The organism is Rheinheimera lutimaris (assembly GCF_013283795.1).
In the GTDB taxonomy this organism is placed as follows: domain Bacteria; phylum Pseudomonadota; class Gammaproteobacteria; order Enterobacterales; family Alteromonadaceae; genus Alishewanella; species Alishewanella lutimaris.
In genome coordinates this window covers 92,465-108,599 of sequence record NZ_JABSOD010000012.1, presented here as the reverse complement: position 1 = coordinate 108,599, position 16,135 = coordinate 92,465, and the positions used below count along the sequence as shown (strand labels likewise).

General features: G+C 52.4%; 14 protein-coding genes. 5 read left to right on the top strand and 9 right to left on the bottom strand.

The genetic code is table 11. The annotated features are described in order from the left end of the window. Positions 1-66 precede the first annotated feature (66 nt). The 3 genes from HRH59_RS12950 to HRH59_RS12940 are packed head-to-tail and all read right to left on the bottom strand — an operon-like array spanning position 67 to position 5,902. Positions 67-1,452, bottom strand: a complete 1,386-nt coding sequence (locus HRH59_RS12950; RefSeq protein ID WP_173501691.1) for an efflux transporter outer membrane subunit — start codon at positions 1,450-1,452, stop codon at positions 67-69. Then, positions 1,445-4,624, bottom strand: coding sequence for an efflux RND transporter permease subunit (locus HRH59_RS12945; protein WP_173501697.1), 3,180 nt, complete (start codon positions 4,622-4,624; stop codon positions 1,445-1,447). Before HRH59_RS12945 ends, HRH59_RS12950 begins: the two co-directional genes overlap by 8 nt. Before the next feature lie 6 nt (positions 4,625-4,630). Further along, entirely contained in the window at positions 4,631-5,902 is a 1,272-nt protein-coding gene (locus tag HRH59_RS12940) for an efflux RND transporter periplasmic adaptor subunit (protein WP_173501690.1), read from the bottom strand. A 479-nt stretch (positions 5,903-6,381) separates the two neighbouring features. Between HRH59_RS12940 and HRH59_RS12935 the strand changes: the two genes are divergently transcribed. Both HRH59_RS12935 and HRH59_RS12930 read left to right on the top strand, forming a co-directional pair. After that, on the top strand, positions 6,382-6,996 hold the full coding sequence (locus HRH59_RS12935; RefSeq protein ID WP_173501689.1) for a TetR/AcrR family transcriptional regulator: 615 nt from the start codon (positions 6,382-6,384) through the stop codon (positions 6,994-6,996). 122 nt (positions 6,997-7,118) lie between these two features. After that, positions 7,119-8,018, top strand: coding sequence for an AraC family transcriptional regulator (locus HRH59_RS12930; RefSeq protein WP_218573516.1), 900 nt, complete (start codon positions 7,119-7,121; stop codon positions 8,016-8,018). A gap of 11 nt (positions 8,019-8,029) precedes the next feature. Here HRH59_RS12930 and HRH59_RS12925 read toward each other — a convergent pair whose 3' ends face one another. Then, entirely contained in the window at positions 8,030-8,941 is a 912-nt protein-coding gene (locus HRH59_RS12925) for a LysR family transcriptional regulator (RefSeq protein ID WP_173501688.1), read from the bottom strand. 104 nt (positions 8,942-9,045) lie between these two features. Here HRH59_RS12925 and HRH59_RS12920 point away from each other — a divergent pair, with 104 nt between their 5' ends. Then, positions 9,046-9,807 carry an SDR family NAD(P)-dependent oxidoreductase gene (locus HRH59_RS12920; RefSeq protein WP_173501687.1) on the top strand — a complete coding sequence of 254 codons (762 nt, stop codon included), beginning with the start codon at positions 9,046-9,048 and terminating at the stop codon, positions 9,805-9,807. 89 nt (positions 9,808-9,896) lie between these two features. Then, positions 9,897-10,820 (top strand): DMT family transporter, encoded by a 924-nt coding sequence (locus HRH59_RS12915; protein WP_173501686.1) that lies wholly within the window; start codon positions 9,897-9,899, stop codon positions 10,818-10,820. A gap of 30 nt (positions 10,821-10,850) precedes the next feature. On the opposite strand, the gene HRH59_RS12910 is transcribed toward HRH59_RS12915, so the two are convergent. The 4 genes from HRH59_RS12910 to HRH59_RS12895 form a co-directional block, all read right to left on the bottom strand. Further along, complete coding sequence (locus tag HRH59_RS12910; RefSeq protein WP_173501685.1) at positions 10,851-11,165, bottom strand: DMT family transporter; 315 nt, start codon at positions 11,163-11,165, stop codon at positions 10,851-10,853. Positions 11,166-11,311: 146 nt separating this feature from the next. Continuing rightward, positions 11,312-12,574 (bottom strand): serine hydrolase domain-containing protein, encoded by a 1,263-nt coding sequence (locus HRH59_RS12905; protein ID WP_173501684.1) that lies wholly within the window; start codon positions 12,572-12,574, stop codon positions 11,312-11,314. Positions 12,575-12,636: 62 nt separating this feature from the next. Further along, positions 12,637-13,467 (bottom strand): DNA ligase, encoded by an 831-nt coding sequence (locus HRH59_RS12900; protein WP_173501683.1) that lies wholly within the window; start codon positions 13,465-13,467, stop codon positions 12,637-12,639. 197 nt (positions 13,468-13,664) lie between these two features. Further along, entirely contained in the window at positions 13,665-14,087 is a 423-nt protein-coding gene (locus HRH59_RS12895) for a hypothetical protein (RefSeq protein WP_173501682.1), read from the bottom strand. 228 nt (positions 14,088-14,315) lie between these two features. Here HRH59_RS12895 and bla point away from each other — a divergent pair, with 228 nt between their 5' ends. Beyond that, a complete protein-coding gene (gene bla / locus HRH59_RS12890; RefSeq protein ID WP_173501681.1) occupies positions 14,316-15,227 on the top strand; it encodes a subclass B3 metallo-beta-lactamase in 912 nt (303 codons plus the stop codon). 147 nt (positions 15,228-15,374) lie between these two features. Here bla and HRH59_RS12885 read toward each other — a convergent pair whose 3' ends face one another. Continuing rightward, on the bottom strand, positions 15,375-16,016 hold the full coding sequence (locus HRH59_RS12885; protein WP_173501680.1) for a hypothetical protein: 642 nt from the start codon (positions 16,014-16,016) through the stop codon (positions 15,375-15,377). Positions 16,017-16,135: the final 119 nt, after the last annotated feature.

The window sequence follows — 16,135 nt, the reverse complement described above, 5'->3', positions numbered from 1 at the left end:
AGAAAAATGCCGGTCAGCTTAACTGACCGGCATTAGGGCATGCCCGGCTTTCTCATTCAAAACACACTAAATCAACTGTATACCGCCACCAAAGCTGCGGTAGATGCCGACCAAACGGGTAAAGCTTTGCTGTTGCAGTTGCGCTAACTGATCACGGCTGCGCAGCAGTTCGCGCTCGGCGTCGAGTAAGTCTAAAAACTCACCTGAGCCTGCGTTGTAACGCTGGCGGGCAATTTGCACCGCTTTGTTACTGGCTTGCCATTGCAGTTCGGTGCTTAGCTGCTGCTCGCGGCTTAAGTTATAGCTGTTAAGCGATAACTGCATCTCGTTGATGGCGTTAAACACCTGCTGCTCAAACTGCGCCAGCGCCATTTGGCTGCTGGCCTCGGCCTGGCGGATACGCGCTTTAACCGAGCCTAAATCTGCCGCCTGCCAGCTTAACGTTGGTGCTACCGACCAGCTTTGCGTCTCGCCGCCCACCGTTAAGCCCGGGCCGGAGATAAAGCCTAAAAAGCCGCGTACCGACAGATTCGGATATAAATCCGCCGTGGCTACACCAATTTGTGCGGTGCGGGCAGCTAATACCCGCTCTGAACTTGCCACATCGGCGCGGTAACGCAGGTAGTTTTCTCCCGCTACCACTGCTACCGGCTGCTTAAGCTCCGGCAAATGCGGCACAGCACCCAGTTTTAACGTGCCCGGCCGCTGCGCCAGCAAGGCTGATAACGTAGCATCGGCGGTTAACAGCGCCACCCGGTAAGCCGGCACTGCTGCCTGTACCTGATGCAACTGCACGTCTATCTGCGCCAGCTCAAGCTCTGATGCCATACCGGCCTCTAACCTTGCCAACACTATAGCGCGGCTTTGCTGCAGGTTTTGCAGGTTTTGCTCTGCCACCACTAAACGCAGCTGAGCACCACGGTACTCACCATAACTGGTGGCAACCTGGCTGATTAGCTGCACCTGCGCATCGTGCCATAAAATATCGGCTTGCTGCGCCTGCGCCTCTGCTGCCTCTGTGGCACGGCGGATTTTGCCGAACAGATCGATATCCCAGCTTAAATTGGCACCGCCGCTGTAACCCCGGTTGATTACACCGTCATCCAGCGACGACACTGTGCCGTTTTCGCTGGCCTGATAGCCGGCGTCTACCGTACCCTTGGGTAACAAGTCGTTGTTGGCGTCGCGAAACACTGCCCAGGCCCGGTCGACATTGGCGCGGGCCTGCGCCAGAGTGCGGTTTTCCTGCAGTGCACGGCTTATCAGCTGATTTAGCGTGGCATCGTCAAACGCCTGCCACCAGCTTTGTGCCTGCTCTGCCTGTTGGTACGGGCTGCTAAAGCTGATATCCGCCACCCTGGCCGGGGTTTGATAATCCGGCCCGACGGCGCAAGCACTTAATGACGCCGCTACCAATAACGCCAGCGCAGAATGGTATAGAAATTTACGCATGATGTGCTCCTTTCGCGTCAGTATCGTGCTCATCAGTTACTGCTTTACGCTCACCACGCTTTGCCAGCATGTAGTAAAACAGTGGCGTTAAAATTAAGCCGAAGATGGTTACGCCTATCATACCGGCAAATACCGCTACCCCCATCGCCTGGCGCATTTCGGCACCGGCTCCTGAGGAGAATACCATCGGCACTACCCCCATAATAAAGGCGATAGACGTCATCAGGATTGGCCGTAACCGTAAGCGGCCGGCTTCCAGTATGGCTTCCATCGCGCTCATGCCATGGTCTTGCAACTCTTTGGCAAATTCGACAATTAAAATGGCGTTCTTCGTTGCCAGCCCCACCAGCACTATCAGGCCAATCTGGGTGAAGATATTATTGTCACCACCGTAAATCAGCACGCCACTCAGCGCCGATAACAGCGTCATCGGAATAATCAGTATTATCGCCAGCGGTAAGCTTAAGCTTTCGTACTGTGCGGCCAGCACCATAAACACCAGCAGAATAACCAGCGGGTAGATAAACAACCCGGCGTTACCGGCCAGAATTTGCTGGTAAGTCAGCTCTGTCCACTCATACGTCATGCCATTGGGCAAGGTTTCAGCCAGAATTTTCTCAATCGCGGCCTGGGCTTCACCGGTGCTGTAACCCGGTGCCGGGCCACCGTTAATTTCAGCGGTGGTAAAGCCGTTATAGTGCATTACGCGGTCTGGCCCGGCCGTATCAGTAACATTAATAAACGAACCCAACGGGATCATGTTGCCTGCGCCATTACGTACTTTTAACTGGCCAATTTGCTCCGGCGTTTGGCGGAACTGTTCGTCGGCCTGCATATTAACCTGATAGGTACGGCCAAACTGGTTAAAGTCATTCACATACACCGAGCCCATATAAGCCTGCAGCGTTTGGAATACTTCTGCCATGTCTACGCCCTGCTGCTTGGCTTTGGTGCGGTCGATATCCAGATCCAGCTGTGGCACATTCACCTGGTAACTGGAGAAAATGCCCGCCAGTTCCGGCGTTTGCCAGGCTTTCATCATCACCTGCATAGTCACCTTGTACAGCTCGTCATAGCCGTGGTTGCCGCGGTCCTGTATTTGCAGGCGGAAGCCACCAATAGTACCTAAACCCATCACCGGTGGCGGCGGGAAAATGGCAATAAAGGCATCTTCAATACCGGCAAACTGCTGATTTAGCGCCGCGGCAATAGCATTACCCGACAGCTCTGCAGAACCGCGTTTTTCGAACTCATCCAGGCCGACAAACACAATGCCGGAGTTAGGGCTGTTGGTAAAACCGTTAATGCTCAGGCCCGGAAAAGCAATCGAGTTAGCCACACCGGGGTAATCCAGCGCAATGCGCGACATTTCTTTAATTACCGCTTCGGTGCGCTCCAGTGACGCAGCATCAGGTAACTGGGCAAACGCCACCAGATACTGTTTATCCTGGCCAGGCACATAGCCGGTAGGCGTGTTGGCAAACTGCAGGCCGGTTAAGCCGACTAAGGCCACATACATTACACCGACAATCACACCATAGCGGATCACCTTTTTCACCAACCAGCCGTAACCATTGGATAAACGGGCAAAAAAGCGGTTAAAGGGGCCGAATAACCAGCCGCCAAACAGCTTATCCATACCACGGGTTAAGGCATCTTTTTTCTCGCCATGGCCTTTTAGCAGCAACGCCGACAGCGCCGGGCTTAACGTTAACGAGTTAATAGCCGAGATAAAGGTAGAAATGGTAATGGTTAAGGCAAACTGCTTATAAAACTGCCCGGTTAAGCCCGACATAAAGGCAGTAGGAATAAATACTGCGGCCAGCACCAAAGTGGTGGCGACAATAGGGCCGGTCACTTCTTTCATGGCTTTTTGTGTGGCGGCAATTGGTGACAAACCTTCGCTGATATTACGCTCTACGTTTTCTACTACTACTATAGCGTCATCCACTACGATACCGATAGCCAGTACCAGGCCAAACAGCGATAAAGCGTTCAGCGAGAAACCCAGCAACTGCATAAAGGCAAAGGTACCTACCAGAGATACCGGCACCGCCACCAACGGAATAATAGAAGCGCGCCAGGTTTGTAAAAACAGCACCACCACTAATACCACCAGCAATACCGCTTCAAGCAGGGTTTTTACTACCGCTTCAATGGAACCACGCACAAACACTGTCGGGTCATACACAATGTCGTAAGCCAAACCTTCAGGGAAGCTTTTCGCCAGTTCGGCCATTTTAGCGCGTACATTGTCAGAGATTTGAATGGCGTTAGAGCCCGACGCCTGAAAAATAGGAATGGCTACCGCTTCTTTGTTGTTTAACAACGAGCGCAGCGCATAGGTAGAGGCACCCAGCTCAACGCGGGCAACATCTTTCAGCCGGCTTATTTCGCCATTGCTGCCCACCTTGATAATAATATCTTCAAACTCTTCTACTGCCGCTAAACGGCCTTTAACATTGATTAGCAGCTGAAATTCAGCATCACCACTGGGCTGCGCACCTAAACTACCGGCGGCGGCTTGTTGGTTTTGCTCACGAATAGCCGCAGTGATCTGAGCCGGTGATAAACCCAGCGCGGCCACTTTGTTCGGGTCCAGCCAGATGCGCATACTGTAGTCGCCGGCACCAAACAGCCGTACCGCGCCCACACCTTCTATCCGCGCCAGCTCGTCCTTTACGTTCAACGCAGCATAGTTAGACAAATACAGCATGTCATAACGCTGGTCCGGCGAGGTTAAGTGCACCACCATGGTTAGATCCGGCGAAGACTTCTCAGTGACTACGCCCAAACGCTGCACTTCCTGCGGTAGCCGTGGCATGGCACGGTCTACCCGCGCCTGCACCTGGGTTTGCGCTAAATCAACGTCAGTACCGATAGCAAAAGTAACGGTTAACGTCATACGGCCATCCGAGGTAGCCTGAGAAGACATATACAACATGTCTTCCACGCCGTTAATTTCCTGCTCCAGCGGCGATGCTACCGTTTCGGCAATAACCTTAGGGTTAGCGCCCGGGTAGTTGGCTGTTACCACTACAGTAGGCGGCACCACTTCCGGATATTCAGTGATCGGCAGTTGCCATACTGCTATCGCACCGGTAATAAAAAACAACAGTGAGATCACAGCGGCGAAAATAGGCCGGCGAATAAAAAATTGTGACAACATAATGTTTCCTTAACCCCGTCCCGGCGTTTTGCCGGCATTAACTGTTACAGCTGTACTGTCTGCATTGGCGGTCAGTGCTGTACTGGTTTTGTCCAGTAATTGCTGTTCATTGCGCAGCTTCACCAGTTGTTCATTGCTGGCCATCTCAACCAGTTTTGGCTCAATCTGCATATTCGGCCGCACGCGCTGCAGGCCATTGACAACAATTTTGTCTGTCGCCGCCAGGCCGTTACTGACAATGCGCAAGCCATTTACCTTTTCACCTAAGGTGATGGCGCGGTATTCCAGCTGATTATCGGCATTTACCACCAATACAAACTTATTGTTCAAATCAGTGCCAACCGCTTTTTCGTCAATTAAAACACCGTCGTAACTGTCGCTGCCCACCAGCCGGATCCGGGCAAACAAACCCGGCAGCAAGCTGTTGTCATCATTGGCAAAACTGGCGCGGATACGGATAGTGCCGGTTTGTGCATCAATGCGGTTGTCAACAAAGTCAACATGGCCGACATTGCTGTAGCTGCTGTCGTCAGCCAGTGCCATATAAACCGGGTTCGCACTGGCATCACGGGTGTCAGCCCGCTTACCGGCTTCGTTCAGGCGTGCATATTTCAGGTAGCTTTGCTCATCAACATCAAAATAAGCGTACATTTTGTCGGTCGATACCAGGCTGGTTAACTGGCTTTGGCCGGCAGTAACATAGTTACCTGCCGTTACCTGAGCATACGACACACGGCCGCTGATTGGCGCGCTGATACGGGTGTAGCTTAAATCCAGCTCGGCGCGTTGCAGAGCGGCTTGCACCGAAGCAACAGTGGCCGCCGTTTGCTGTTTACGGGCTAAACGGCTGTCCAGTAATTCGGCTGAAATAGCGCGTTGGCTGCTGAGTTTTTCTGCGCGGCTATAGTCGTTACCGGCCTGCACGGCGGCACTTTGTGCACTTTGCAGCTCGGCTTTTAATCTGGCCACATCGGCAGCAAAGGGCCGCGGGTCAATTTGTACTAATAAATCGCCCTTTTGCACCAGGGCGCCTTCGCTAAAGTGCACCTGCTCAATATAGCCGGACACGCGGGGCATCAAATTTACCGTTTGCGGCGCTTGTAAGCGGCCGGTAAATTCGTCCCACTCGGTAATACGTTCATGAACAACCTGCGCCACGCTTACCACAGGAGCTGCCGGTGCTTGCGCCTGCCCCGCCGCTTCCGGATTGCCGCAAGCGGCCAGTACCATCGCAGCAACGCTTGCCAACATAAAAGTTCTTACTGTGTTTTTCCTGCTCATGACACTGTTCTCCACGTTTTTGCTCAAAGCTGCTAAAAATTACTAAAAAAACTTGTTTATTCTGTACCGCCCGGTAAATATATAGGACGGCAAAAAACTGTCAACCGATTTTTGTACCGAGCGGTAAAATATTTTAATTCTACGACAGAAGAATTTGTTCTAAGGCTGAAACAGCACTATTGCAGTGCCGACGACTTCACCAGGCCAGATGACCTCACTAAGCTAACAGAGGCTACTGTCAGGCTATGTCAGCATTGTACCGGGCCAGGCTTGCGGCTTTAATGCCGGATACCGGCGTATTCTTGCCTGAAACTCTTAAGCGGACGATTAACCAGCGCTTTACTGAACCATAACCAGCAGTTAGGGTCTGAGCTGATGTCAGTGGCAAGATATTTGTACTAGTCGGTAAATAACCCTTACTGGACAAGGGGTCTTTTGCTGTTTACTATATAAACAAGTTTAAAAGCAGGAGCTGAACAATGTCAGCAGTAAGTAGCACTGTGAATGTAGGCCGGCCGCGCGCTTTCGATATCGACACCGCGCTGGAAAAAGCGCTGGAAGTGTTTTGGCGTAAGGGTTATGACGGCACCTCGCTGTCCGATCTAACTGAAGCCATGGGTATAAATAAACCCAGTTTATATGCCGCCTTTGGTAACAAAGAACAGTTATTTTTAAAAGCGATAGAACTATACGAAAGCCGGCCGTGCTCGTTTTTTCTGCCGGCACTGGAAAAACCCACCGCTTATCAGGTGGCCGAACATATGCTGCACGGCGCGGCAATGAATATGGCGGATCAGGCTCACCCGCAGGGTTGTGTAGTGGTACAAGGCGCGCTGTCGTGCAGCGAAGCGGCCGCTACCGTAAAAGAAGCTTTGCTTAATCGCCGCGTTGAAGGCGAACAAAAACTGCGTGCCCGCTTCGAGCAAGCCAAACTTGACGGCGACTTACCCGCCAGCGCCGATGCCGAAACCTTAGCCCGCTATTTAGGCACTGTGCTGCAGGGTATGGCCATTCAGGCCAATAACGGCGCAACCTCAGAGCAACTGCGCCAGGTTGCCGAAATGACGTTGCAGGCCTTTCCGCGCGCCGGCTAGGCCGGTGCTGCCTGCCTTAAACTCCATTGTTATTGCCTATTCCTGCAAAGCGGCACTGCAGTAATAGGCAAAGCCCTGACGGCTGCTTATACTGCGTTTATCAATACCGTGGAGAAGCCGCTATGACTGACGAACGTGAACTCTTGCGCCGGCAAATGCTGCAGCCGCTGCTTGCTAAGTTAACCAGCACCGGCGTCAACGAAAGTTGTATACCCGGGCTGAAACTCTATCGCAGCAATGCACCAACATCTGCCACGCCCACACTTTATGAGCCAACACTTTGCCTGTTACTGCAGGGCAACAAACAAATATTACTTGGCGAAGAAATGCTGCAGTACAATCCGCTGCAGTATCTGCTGGTACCGGTGATGCTGCCGGTTAGCGGTAAAATTATCAGGGCCAGCAGTAACGAGCCTTATCTGGGTGTCAGTATCAGTCTGGATTTACGTGAACTGACCGAGCTGGTAATTGATTTAGGTGATAAAGTACCGCGCCAACCGGCACCTGCCCGTGGCATCAGTATCGGCGACGCCGACCTTGATCTGCTGTCAGTATTTCAGCGTATTTTTGCCTTGTTGGAACGGCCGCAGGATATCGCAGTATTGCATCCATTATTAAAGCGCGAGCTGCTGTACCGTTTGCTGTTAGGGCCTGCCGGCAGCCATTTACGCGAGTTTACCCTGCTTGACAGCCAGGCCAGCCGTATCGGCAAAGTAATTGATACACTGCGTCAACGTTTTAACCAGCCGCTGCGTATCAAAGAATTGGCTGACGTAGCGCATCTAAGTGAGTCAGCGTTGTTTCAGGCGTTTAAAGCGGTAACGTCGATGTCGCCGCTGCAGTTTCAAAAGCAACTGCGGCTAAACGAGGCACGGCGTATTATGTTGTACGAAGGGTTGGAAGCTGCCACCGCCAGCTACAAGGTTGGTTATGAAAGCCCGTCGCAGTTTAGCCGCGAATACAGCCGCTTATTTGGCGCGCCACCGAAAGCCGACGTGGCGCGTTTTCGCCAGACGTTGTAAACCCCGGCAACTTACTGACATTCCTGTAAATATTGCTGTAGTTGCTGTTCAAACCATTGCATAAACAGCTGCAGCCTGCGGCTGAGATGGCGTCGGTGCGGGTACAACAACCAAACAGGCATCGGTGCACAACGATACTGCGGCAGAATATCCAGCAAAGCGCCGCTGTCCAGATGCGCTACCGAGCCTATAACCGGTGCCTGTATAATACCCAGCCCGGCTAAGCAGGCGGAATTATAGGCGTCGGCATTGTTTACCGTTACCACTCCCTGCATCGCCAGGGTTTTATGCTGGCCGTGCTCCGTGTATTCAAACACACTGTTTTGTTGCCCAAGTACACTTACGTAGTGCACCAACCGATGCTGGCTTAAATCTGCCAACGTGTGCGGCATGCCATAACGTTCGATATAAGCCGGGCTGGCCAAATTACGCATCGGCAACTCTGCCAGCCGGCGCGCCACCAGGCCGTCATCGTCGACACTACCGACACGAATAACACAATCAAAGCCTTCTGCCACCACATCCACTTTACGATCAGTACTACTCAACTCCAGCTGAATATTCGGATATTGCTGTAAAAACGCCGTCAGACCCGGCATCAGCACATAACGCGCCATGCCGGTAGACATATCCAGCCGCAACACTCCGCTAACCTGCGCCGCCTGTAACTGAAATAAGTTTTCCAGCTCCTGATACTCCTCCAGCAACAGTTGGCTGCGGTCAAAGCACAGCTGGCCATCCTGTGTCAGGCGCACGCTGCGCGTGGTGCGGTGCAATAAACGACAGCCCAAATGCTGCTCCAGCTGCGCCACCACGTTAGATACATGGGTTTTTGATAAACCAAGACTGGCACCGGCTTTAGTAAAACTACCAAGTTGCGCCACGCGAATAAAAATTTGCAGCGCCTGTAGTTTGTCCTGCATCAAATTGTCCACTCATACAAAACAGTTCTACCATTTTTAGCATGTTTATCGCATCAAAAGCAATCAATACACTGTAGCTGTCTACCATCACACCGGAGTAAAACATGACGACAACCTCAATAGCACTGATCACCGGCGGCAGCCGCGGCTTGGGCAAAAATGCGGCTCTGCAGCTTGCAAGCCGTGGCACCGACATTATTTTTACCTACCAACAGAACGCGGCGGCAGCTCAGGCGGTTGTTGCCGAAATTGAATGGCTGGGCAGAAAAGCGGTGGCACTGCCGTTGAACGTCGCCGACAGCAGCAGCTTTAACGCTTTTGCCGGTGCCGTGCGGCAACAGTTACAACAGCATTGGGGCCGCACGCAGTTTAATTACCTGCTGAATAATGCCGGCATTGGCATTAATGCCCCTTTCACAGACACCACTGAGCAACAGTTTGATCAGCTGATGCAGGTGCATTTAAAGGGTCCGTTTTTCCTGACACAACAGCTGTTGCCATTACTAGCGGATCAAGGCCGTATTTTAAATGTGTCCACCGGGCTAACCCGCTTTGCGGTGCCGGGCTATGGTGCCTACGCCGCAATGAAAGCAGCCGTGGAAACTCTGACCCGCTACTGGGCAAAAGAGCTGGGGCCACGTGGTATTCGGGTTAACGTATTGGCCCCTGGTGCCATCGCCACCGACTTTGGCGGCGGCACTGTGCGCGACAACGACAGCGTAAATCAGTACCTCGCCAGCCAGACCGCACTTGGCCGCGTCGGGCAGGCCGATGATATCGGTGGTATGGTGGCGCTGCTGCTGTCAGAGCAAGCTGGCTGGGTCAATGCTCAGCGTATTGAAGCTTCCGGCGGCATGTTTCTGTAACGTAAAAAATATTATTACGCCGGCCACTGCCAGCGGCCGGAAAAAGCCGTATCATATGCGCCTCTGTTACCGCTGCAGTGGCGCCTTTTATGCAAAACATTCTGCTTTATCTGGTTACGGTTTTAATCTGGGGCTCAACCTGGTTCGCTATTGAGTTTCAGCTGGGTGAAGTGGCGGTAGAAGTATCACTGGCTTACCGTTTTGCGCTGTCGGCTGTGCTGATGTGGCTGTATTGTGTATGGCGCCGCCTGCCGATGCGCTTTAGTGCTAAAGATCATGGCTTTATTGCGCTGCTGGCGCTGTTTAACTTTGCGCTGAATTACATTTTGATTTATCAGGCGCAGCAGTATTTAACCTCGGCGATGACCGCCATTGCCTTTACCACTATGTTACTGATGAATATTGTCAACACGCGGCTGTTTTTCGGCAAACCGGTGGCCAAGCGCATTTATTTCGGCGCCTTAATGGGTATTGCCGGCATCGTGGTACTGTTTTACCCCGATTTAGACGGCCTCGACTTTACCAACGCCAGTTTAATTGGCTTAGTGCTGGTGCTGGGTAGCGCCCTTAGCGCCTCGCTGGGCAATATGGCCAGCGTACGTAACTCACGCGCCGGCTTACCTATTACTCAGGTCAATGCCTGGGGTATGCTGTATGGCGCCGTCGGCCTGTTGCTATTGGTGCTAATCAGCGGCACGCCCTTTACCTTCAGCACCGCGCCGGCGTTTATAATTTCGTTGCTGTATTTAGCCGTATTTGGCTCAGTTATCGCTTTTGCCACCTACTTTGCGCTGTTAAAAGGCATGGGGCCGGAAAAAGCCAGCTACACCATAGTGCTGTTTCCACTGGTCGCCGTAGTGCTAAGCACGCTGTTTGAAGACTTTGTCTGGACCGGCTACACCTTTGCCGGCTTCGCTTTGGTACTTGCCGGTAATGCACTGGTACTTACGCCGTTTGCCAAAATTAAAGCCCTGCTGTTTAAACCCACCGTACCGCAGGCGCTGGCTCCGTAGACGGTGCAGGGCTTTTTGCTGTCGCGCTGCCTAGCCCGACAGCTTAAGCCCGGCGACCCCGGCCAGAATAAGGGCAAAACACAACAGCTGTTTAGCACTGATGCTATAACCAAAAAACGCGTACTTTATCAGCGTAATAGACAACACTCCCACCGCCAGCCATACCAAATAGGCCATCGGCGCCGGGATCTGCTTTAGCGACACGCCAAACAGCAGCAGGCTGGCGCTCATGCAGGCCACCGCGAAGACAACGTAAGGAATTTTGCTGAATGCTTCAGACTTCTCAATGCCGATAAGCCAACCCGCTTCCAGCACGCCGGCAATAATTAACAGTAACCAGTACATAAACACACCCCATCTCAATTGGGGCCGTCCCCGTATGACATAGAGCGGTGAGGTCGTCCTCACTTCAAAGGCAGGTAAAAACGCCGGCATTTTGGCAAAAAATGTCCGGCACTTCAAGCGCCGTTAATGGCCAGGTAAAGCAAGGCTCAGGGAAAAAAATCAGAAAGTGCTTTAAGGAAACTGTATTCATCCAGCCCGGCGCGATGCAGTGGCTTAGACTGGGCGCTCCACATCGCCACCACCAACTGCTTGTCCGGGTCGACAAACAGATACTGGCCAAAAATGCCCTCGGCCGCATAACTGTTACCGTGCAGCGGCCACAGCATATAGCCGTAATCGACAGTTTTACCGCCAATAAGCTGCCGGCTGCCGGCCGCCTGCATCCAGCCCTTTGGCAACACTCTTTCGCTATGGGCTGCGGTTTTAATCACACCGTCATTTAACCAAAACAAACCTAAACGGGCATAATCGCGCAAGGTAGCCGACAAGCCGCTGCCGCCCACTTCCAGGCCATCAGCGGATTGTAGCCACCAGTTGGCATCAGCCTGCATACCCAGCTTTGACCAGATTTTTTCTGACAGATACTGCGCCACCGGTTTGCCGGTAGCCGCCCGCACTAAAGCGCCCGCCACCTGGGTTTCACCGGTACTGTAGTTCCACACTGTGCCGGGTGCTGCCGCGCGCGGTAATGACGCCATCAGGTTTAGCACCGCATCAGGCTGTTGGCTTAACTGCGCCTCTAACATGCGCCGCCGGTCTGACGCCGGGTCGGTGTAGGTTTCATTCCAGGCTACGCCCGAGCTCATTTGCAATAGGTGTTTTACCGTAACGCCATCATAGGCGGTGCCGTTAAAACGCGGCAGGTAGGTAACTATCGGGTCGTCAATACTGCGGATAAAGCCATCCTGTATCGCAGCACCAATTAACGTAGCGGTGATCGATTTAACCACCGACATCGACATCCAGCGCGTATCGGGGGTATTGCCCAGCAGGTACTTTTCAAACACAATTTCGCCGTTTTGAATAATCAGCAGCCCGCTGACACGGTTCATCGACAGCACGTCGTACAAATCATAGCTTTGGCCATCAACGCTATAAGAAAAATCCTGCAATGGTTGCTTGCTTAGCGGCAACTGGCTGACAGCTTTGCCTTTTGCCACGGTACGGGTAGGAAACAAGCGGTCAATATTGCGAAAGGTGTTTACCTGGATATCGGGGTACAGTTTACCGTCGTAAATCTGCCGTACCGTGCCGATGGGCTCGCCGGCATGACGATAGCCAGCCGGCGCTGAGCTATTTACAACAGCATTATTTGCTGCGGTGCTATCGGCTGCACCACTGTCAGCGCCTGTTGCGCTTAAGCTTAACAGCAGCGCCACTGCCGCGGTGAGTCGTTTATAATTACTCATAGTATCCGGCTCCTCTGTTACCCCATACCTGCATTCATGCTTTAAGCCCGGCTGCAGCCTGGCTAAAACGCTTGTCGCTGCCGTAAAAAGCGCGCAAAACGCGGTAAGCCGTGTTGGGTCAGACCGTTATAGCGGTACGTTACCACGGCACCAAGCGGCGGCGGCGTTTGGCGCAATTCGTCGGTTAAGCCACTGCCAATGGCAAAGGTTTTACCGTCCGGCGTTTTTACCACCAGCGCCCCCACCATGCCCTGATATTTACCCTTACCCGGCCGGTAGCCGATAACCTCGGCTTCGCTGTCCTGATAGCTTTTCAGCTTCAGCAAATCCGCGCTTCTGCCGGTTTTATAGTGTGCATCCTGATGATGCAACATCAGGCCTTCAGCGCCCGCCTGTTCCAGCTCGCTAAGCCTGGCCTGCAATGCGGCATTATCAGCAACCCGAAACTGCGGTACAAAGGTTAGATAACGGCTGTTTTGCTGCTGAACCAAAGTTTGCATAGCATTAACGCGAGCAGTAAAGTTGCCCTCAGCTTGCGGTAGTTCGAAAATGTAATAACGGATCTGCTGCCATTCACTGTCAACCGGCTGCTGTTTACTGACCACGCTTAGCGTAGCAGCAAACTGGTTGCGGCCCAACCACAGCTCGCCATCTAATGCCTGTGCCGGGAACCCGGCCACAAACCAGTTTGGTGCCGCTATAACATTGCCGCCGCGTGAAATCAGCTGTTTACCGTCCCAGTAAGCCCGCACGCCATCGAGTTTTTCACTTACCCAATACTGCCGCACATCAACAGTGTCGTTATACACTTGCGCCAATAACAGTTCAGGCTTGCCGGCAGCCATAAGCTGGCAGCAGGCCACCAGCAATAATGCAGTTAACGCTTTTATCATCACTTAGCATCTTTTATTTAAAATAAAAGTGTAGTAACAAAGCCGGTTTCAGCAAGAAAATAGCCGTAGCAATGCAGCTGGTAAGACGTAAATGGCGCGGCCTGATGCTGTGTTAGTAAAGCACCGGCTGTAAATAGCCGGCAACGGGCAAGAGTATAGGATATAGCACAGCAATAACACCCGCCTGTTGTTGCCGGTTAAAAACAGCCGGCAGACACCCGGCTAATTTCGCTGTCGGGTACATTAAAAAACAGCACATGGCCGGCAGCGGCTTCGGCCACGGCGAAAAAGGTAATAACCGGCGAGTCTGTCCGCTCCGGTATTTGCTCTGTCAGCTGATAAAAGCGCATCTCACGGTTATCTTTGCTTATCACCTTTAGCTTTTTTACCTGCATAAACTCTGTATTTGTGTCTTCGCCACCAGGGCTATAAGGTAATTGCATAAACTCTATCTGCTGATAGCCGCTTACATCGGCAAAATACAGGTTACCCACCTCATCAGCGTGCATACTGTAACTCTCGCCCACCTGCCACTGGCAACCGATAAAATCTACGGCGTGATGCTTAAGCAGTGGCACAGCAACCAGCGGCTGTAACGCCAACACAAACACAATTATCATCAGATACCGCATAACACTCCTACTCATGAACTTGTCCGCTGATTACAAATAACTACGGCAGCTAATATTAAACTGAAGTTTATCAGCTATTTAATTTTGTTTTAGCTAACTTCTGTTCCCCGCACCTGCCGGTGGTTGCAAAGCGGATTAAAGCCCGTTAATGTTTGGCGCATTAAATTTCCACGGCGGAGTCTTTGCAATATCCCGCCAAACTGTAAGGCGCTGGTTATGCCCCTGGCTAAAGGTTTTCACCATTTTTTATTGTGCGCTACATTAAGTTTTGCTGCCGTACTGGCAGGTTGCAGCACAGCAACGCTAACACCGCCCGCCCCACCGGTTAGCGACTGGGTTAACAACTGTACCGACTGGGATAAGTGGGACAAAGCCGGGCCGCCGTATCAAATTTATGGCAACACTTACTATGTGGGTACCTGTGGCATCAGCGCCATTCTGATCACCGGTGCTAACGGCCATATTCTGATCGATGGCGCCACGACAGCCGGTGCAGAGGTCATCGCCACCAATATCCGCACGCTTGGCTTTTCACTGCGCGATGTCAAACTGCTGCTGCAAAGCCATGAGCACTTTGATCATGTTGCCGGTTTAGCAAAGCTGCAACAACTCAGCGGCGCAAAGCTTTTGGCATCAGCTGCAGCAGCGCCGGTGTTAAGCAGCGGCGTGGTAGATGCCGCCGATCCGCAAGCCGGCATGCACCAGCCATTTCCGGCCGCCAGGGTGGATGGTTTGGTTAGAGAAGGCCAGGCAGTTACCCTGGGCCAGCTAAGCCTGATGCCGGTGGCAACGCCCGGGCATACCCCTGGCGCATTAAGCTGGCAGTGGACCAGTTGTGAAGCGCAGCAGTGTCAGGTGTTGGTGTATGCCGACAGTTTATCGCCGGTTAGCAGCGACAGTTATCGCTTCAGCCAGCATCTTAGTTACTTAAAAGCCTACCGCGCCGGGTTGGATAAACTGGCGGAGCTTGAGTGCCAAATTCTGCTTACACCCCACCCGTCGGCCAGTGATATGCGCACGCGGCTACAAAGCAGCGAGGGTTTAACCGATGCCAACGGTTGTGTGCTTTATTCACAGGCAGTAAAGCAGCGGCTGCAAAAGCGTTTAACAGAAGAAACAGCACAGTAAGGTCGTAGCTACGAGCCCATATTCGTTATCTTGTAGCAATTTATGTTGCTGCAACAAACAATATTACTTGCAATAAATAGCGGCGGGATTCAGATGCCACAGCGCTACAGCAGATCGAATGGCCTTCGTCCCATCAGCGCCAATAACTCAGGGCTGAAAATCCTGAGTTTCCAGATACAGTTGTTGTACCTTTATGCCTTGTTGCTGAATCAAGCCAGGTATCTGCTCTGGCGTGCTTTGGCTAAACTGCAGAACCGGCGGTAACGCAGATACCTTAAGAATATGATCGTAGCCCGGCGCCGCACCAATCTGATGCAGCAAAAACATTTGGCCATGGTGGCTAAATGCTGCATAGCTGCCATTGTCAGCAAGCTTATTTACATCTGGCAGCCGGCGTTGGTATAGCTGACGGCTAAATGTCACGGCAATACCACTTAACCAGCGCTCGCCGCCACGTTCAAAATGGCCCCGGTAAATGTCGGCATTAACGGTAAATACGCTGGCATTAATCAGCCGGCGCAAATCAAAATCGGCCGGTAATAATGTCAGCAATTTGTTCTGCTGTAGCGCGGCCAGCACAGCATGCTGAATATCGGCTGGTAGCGTCACTTCATACACCAGTTGGTAGTCGTGTGGCGGTCGGTACAGCGGTAAATGTGATACCAGCAGGCTGTCATTAGCAGCAAAAAGTACCATGCCGTGGCTGCCGGTATAATCATGCTGGTGCGGCGTTTGCGCCGCCTGCAGTGAAGGCAGGCAGAGCAACAATATCCATAGTAATTTTTTCAACGTGTCATCCGTATGGTAGTCACTGAAGCTGGCAGCTATGCTAAATCAGGCCGGCCGGCTTATCCAGTGCAAGTTGCAGTGTGACCAGGCTGGTATCCGAATAAAAGATCAATGTCACT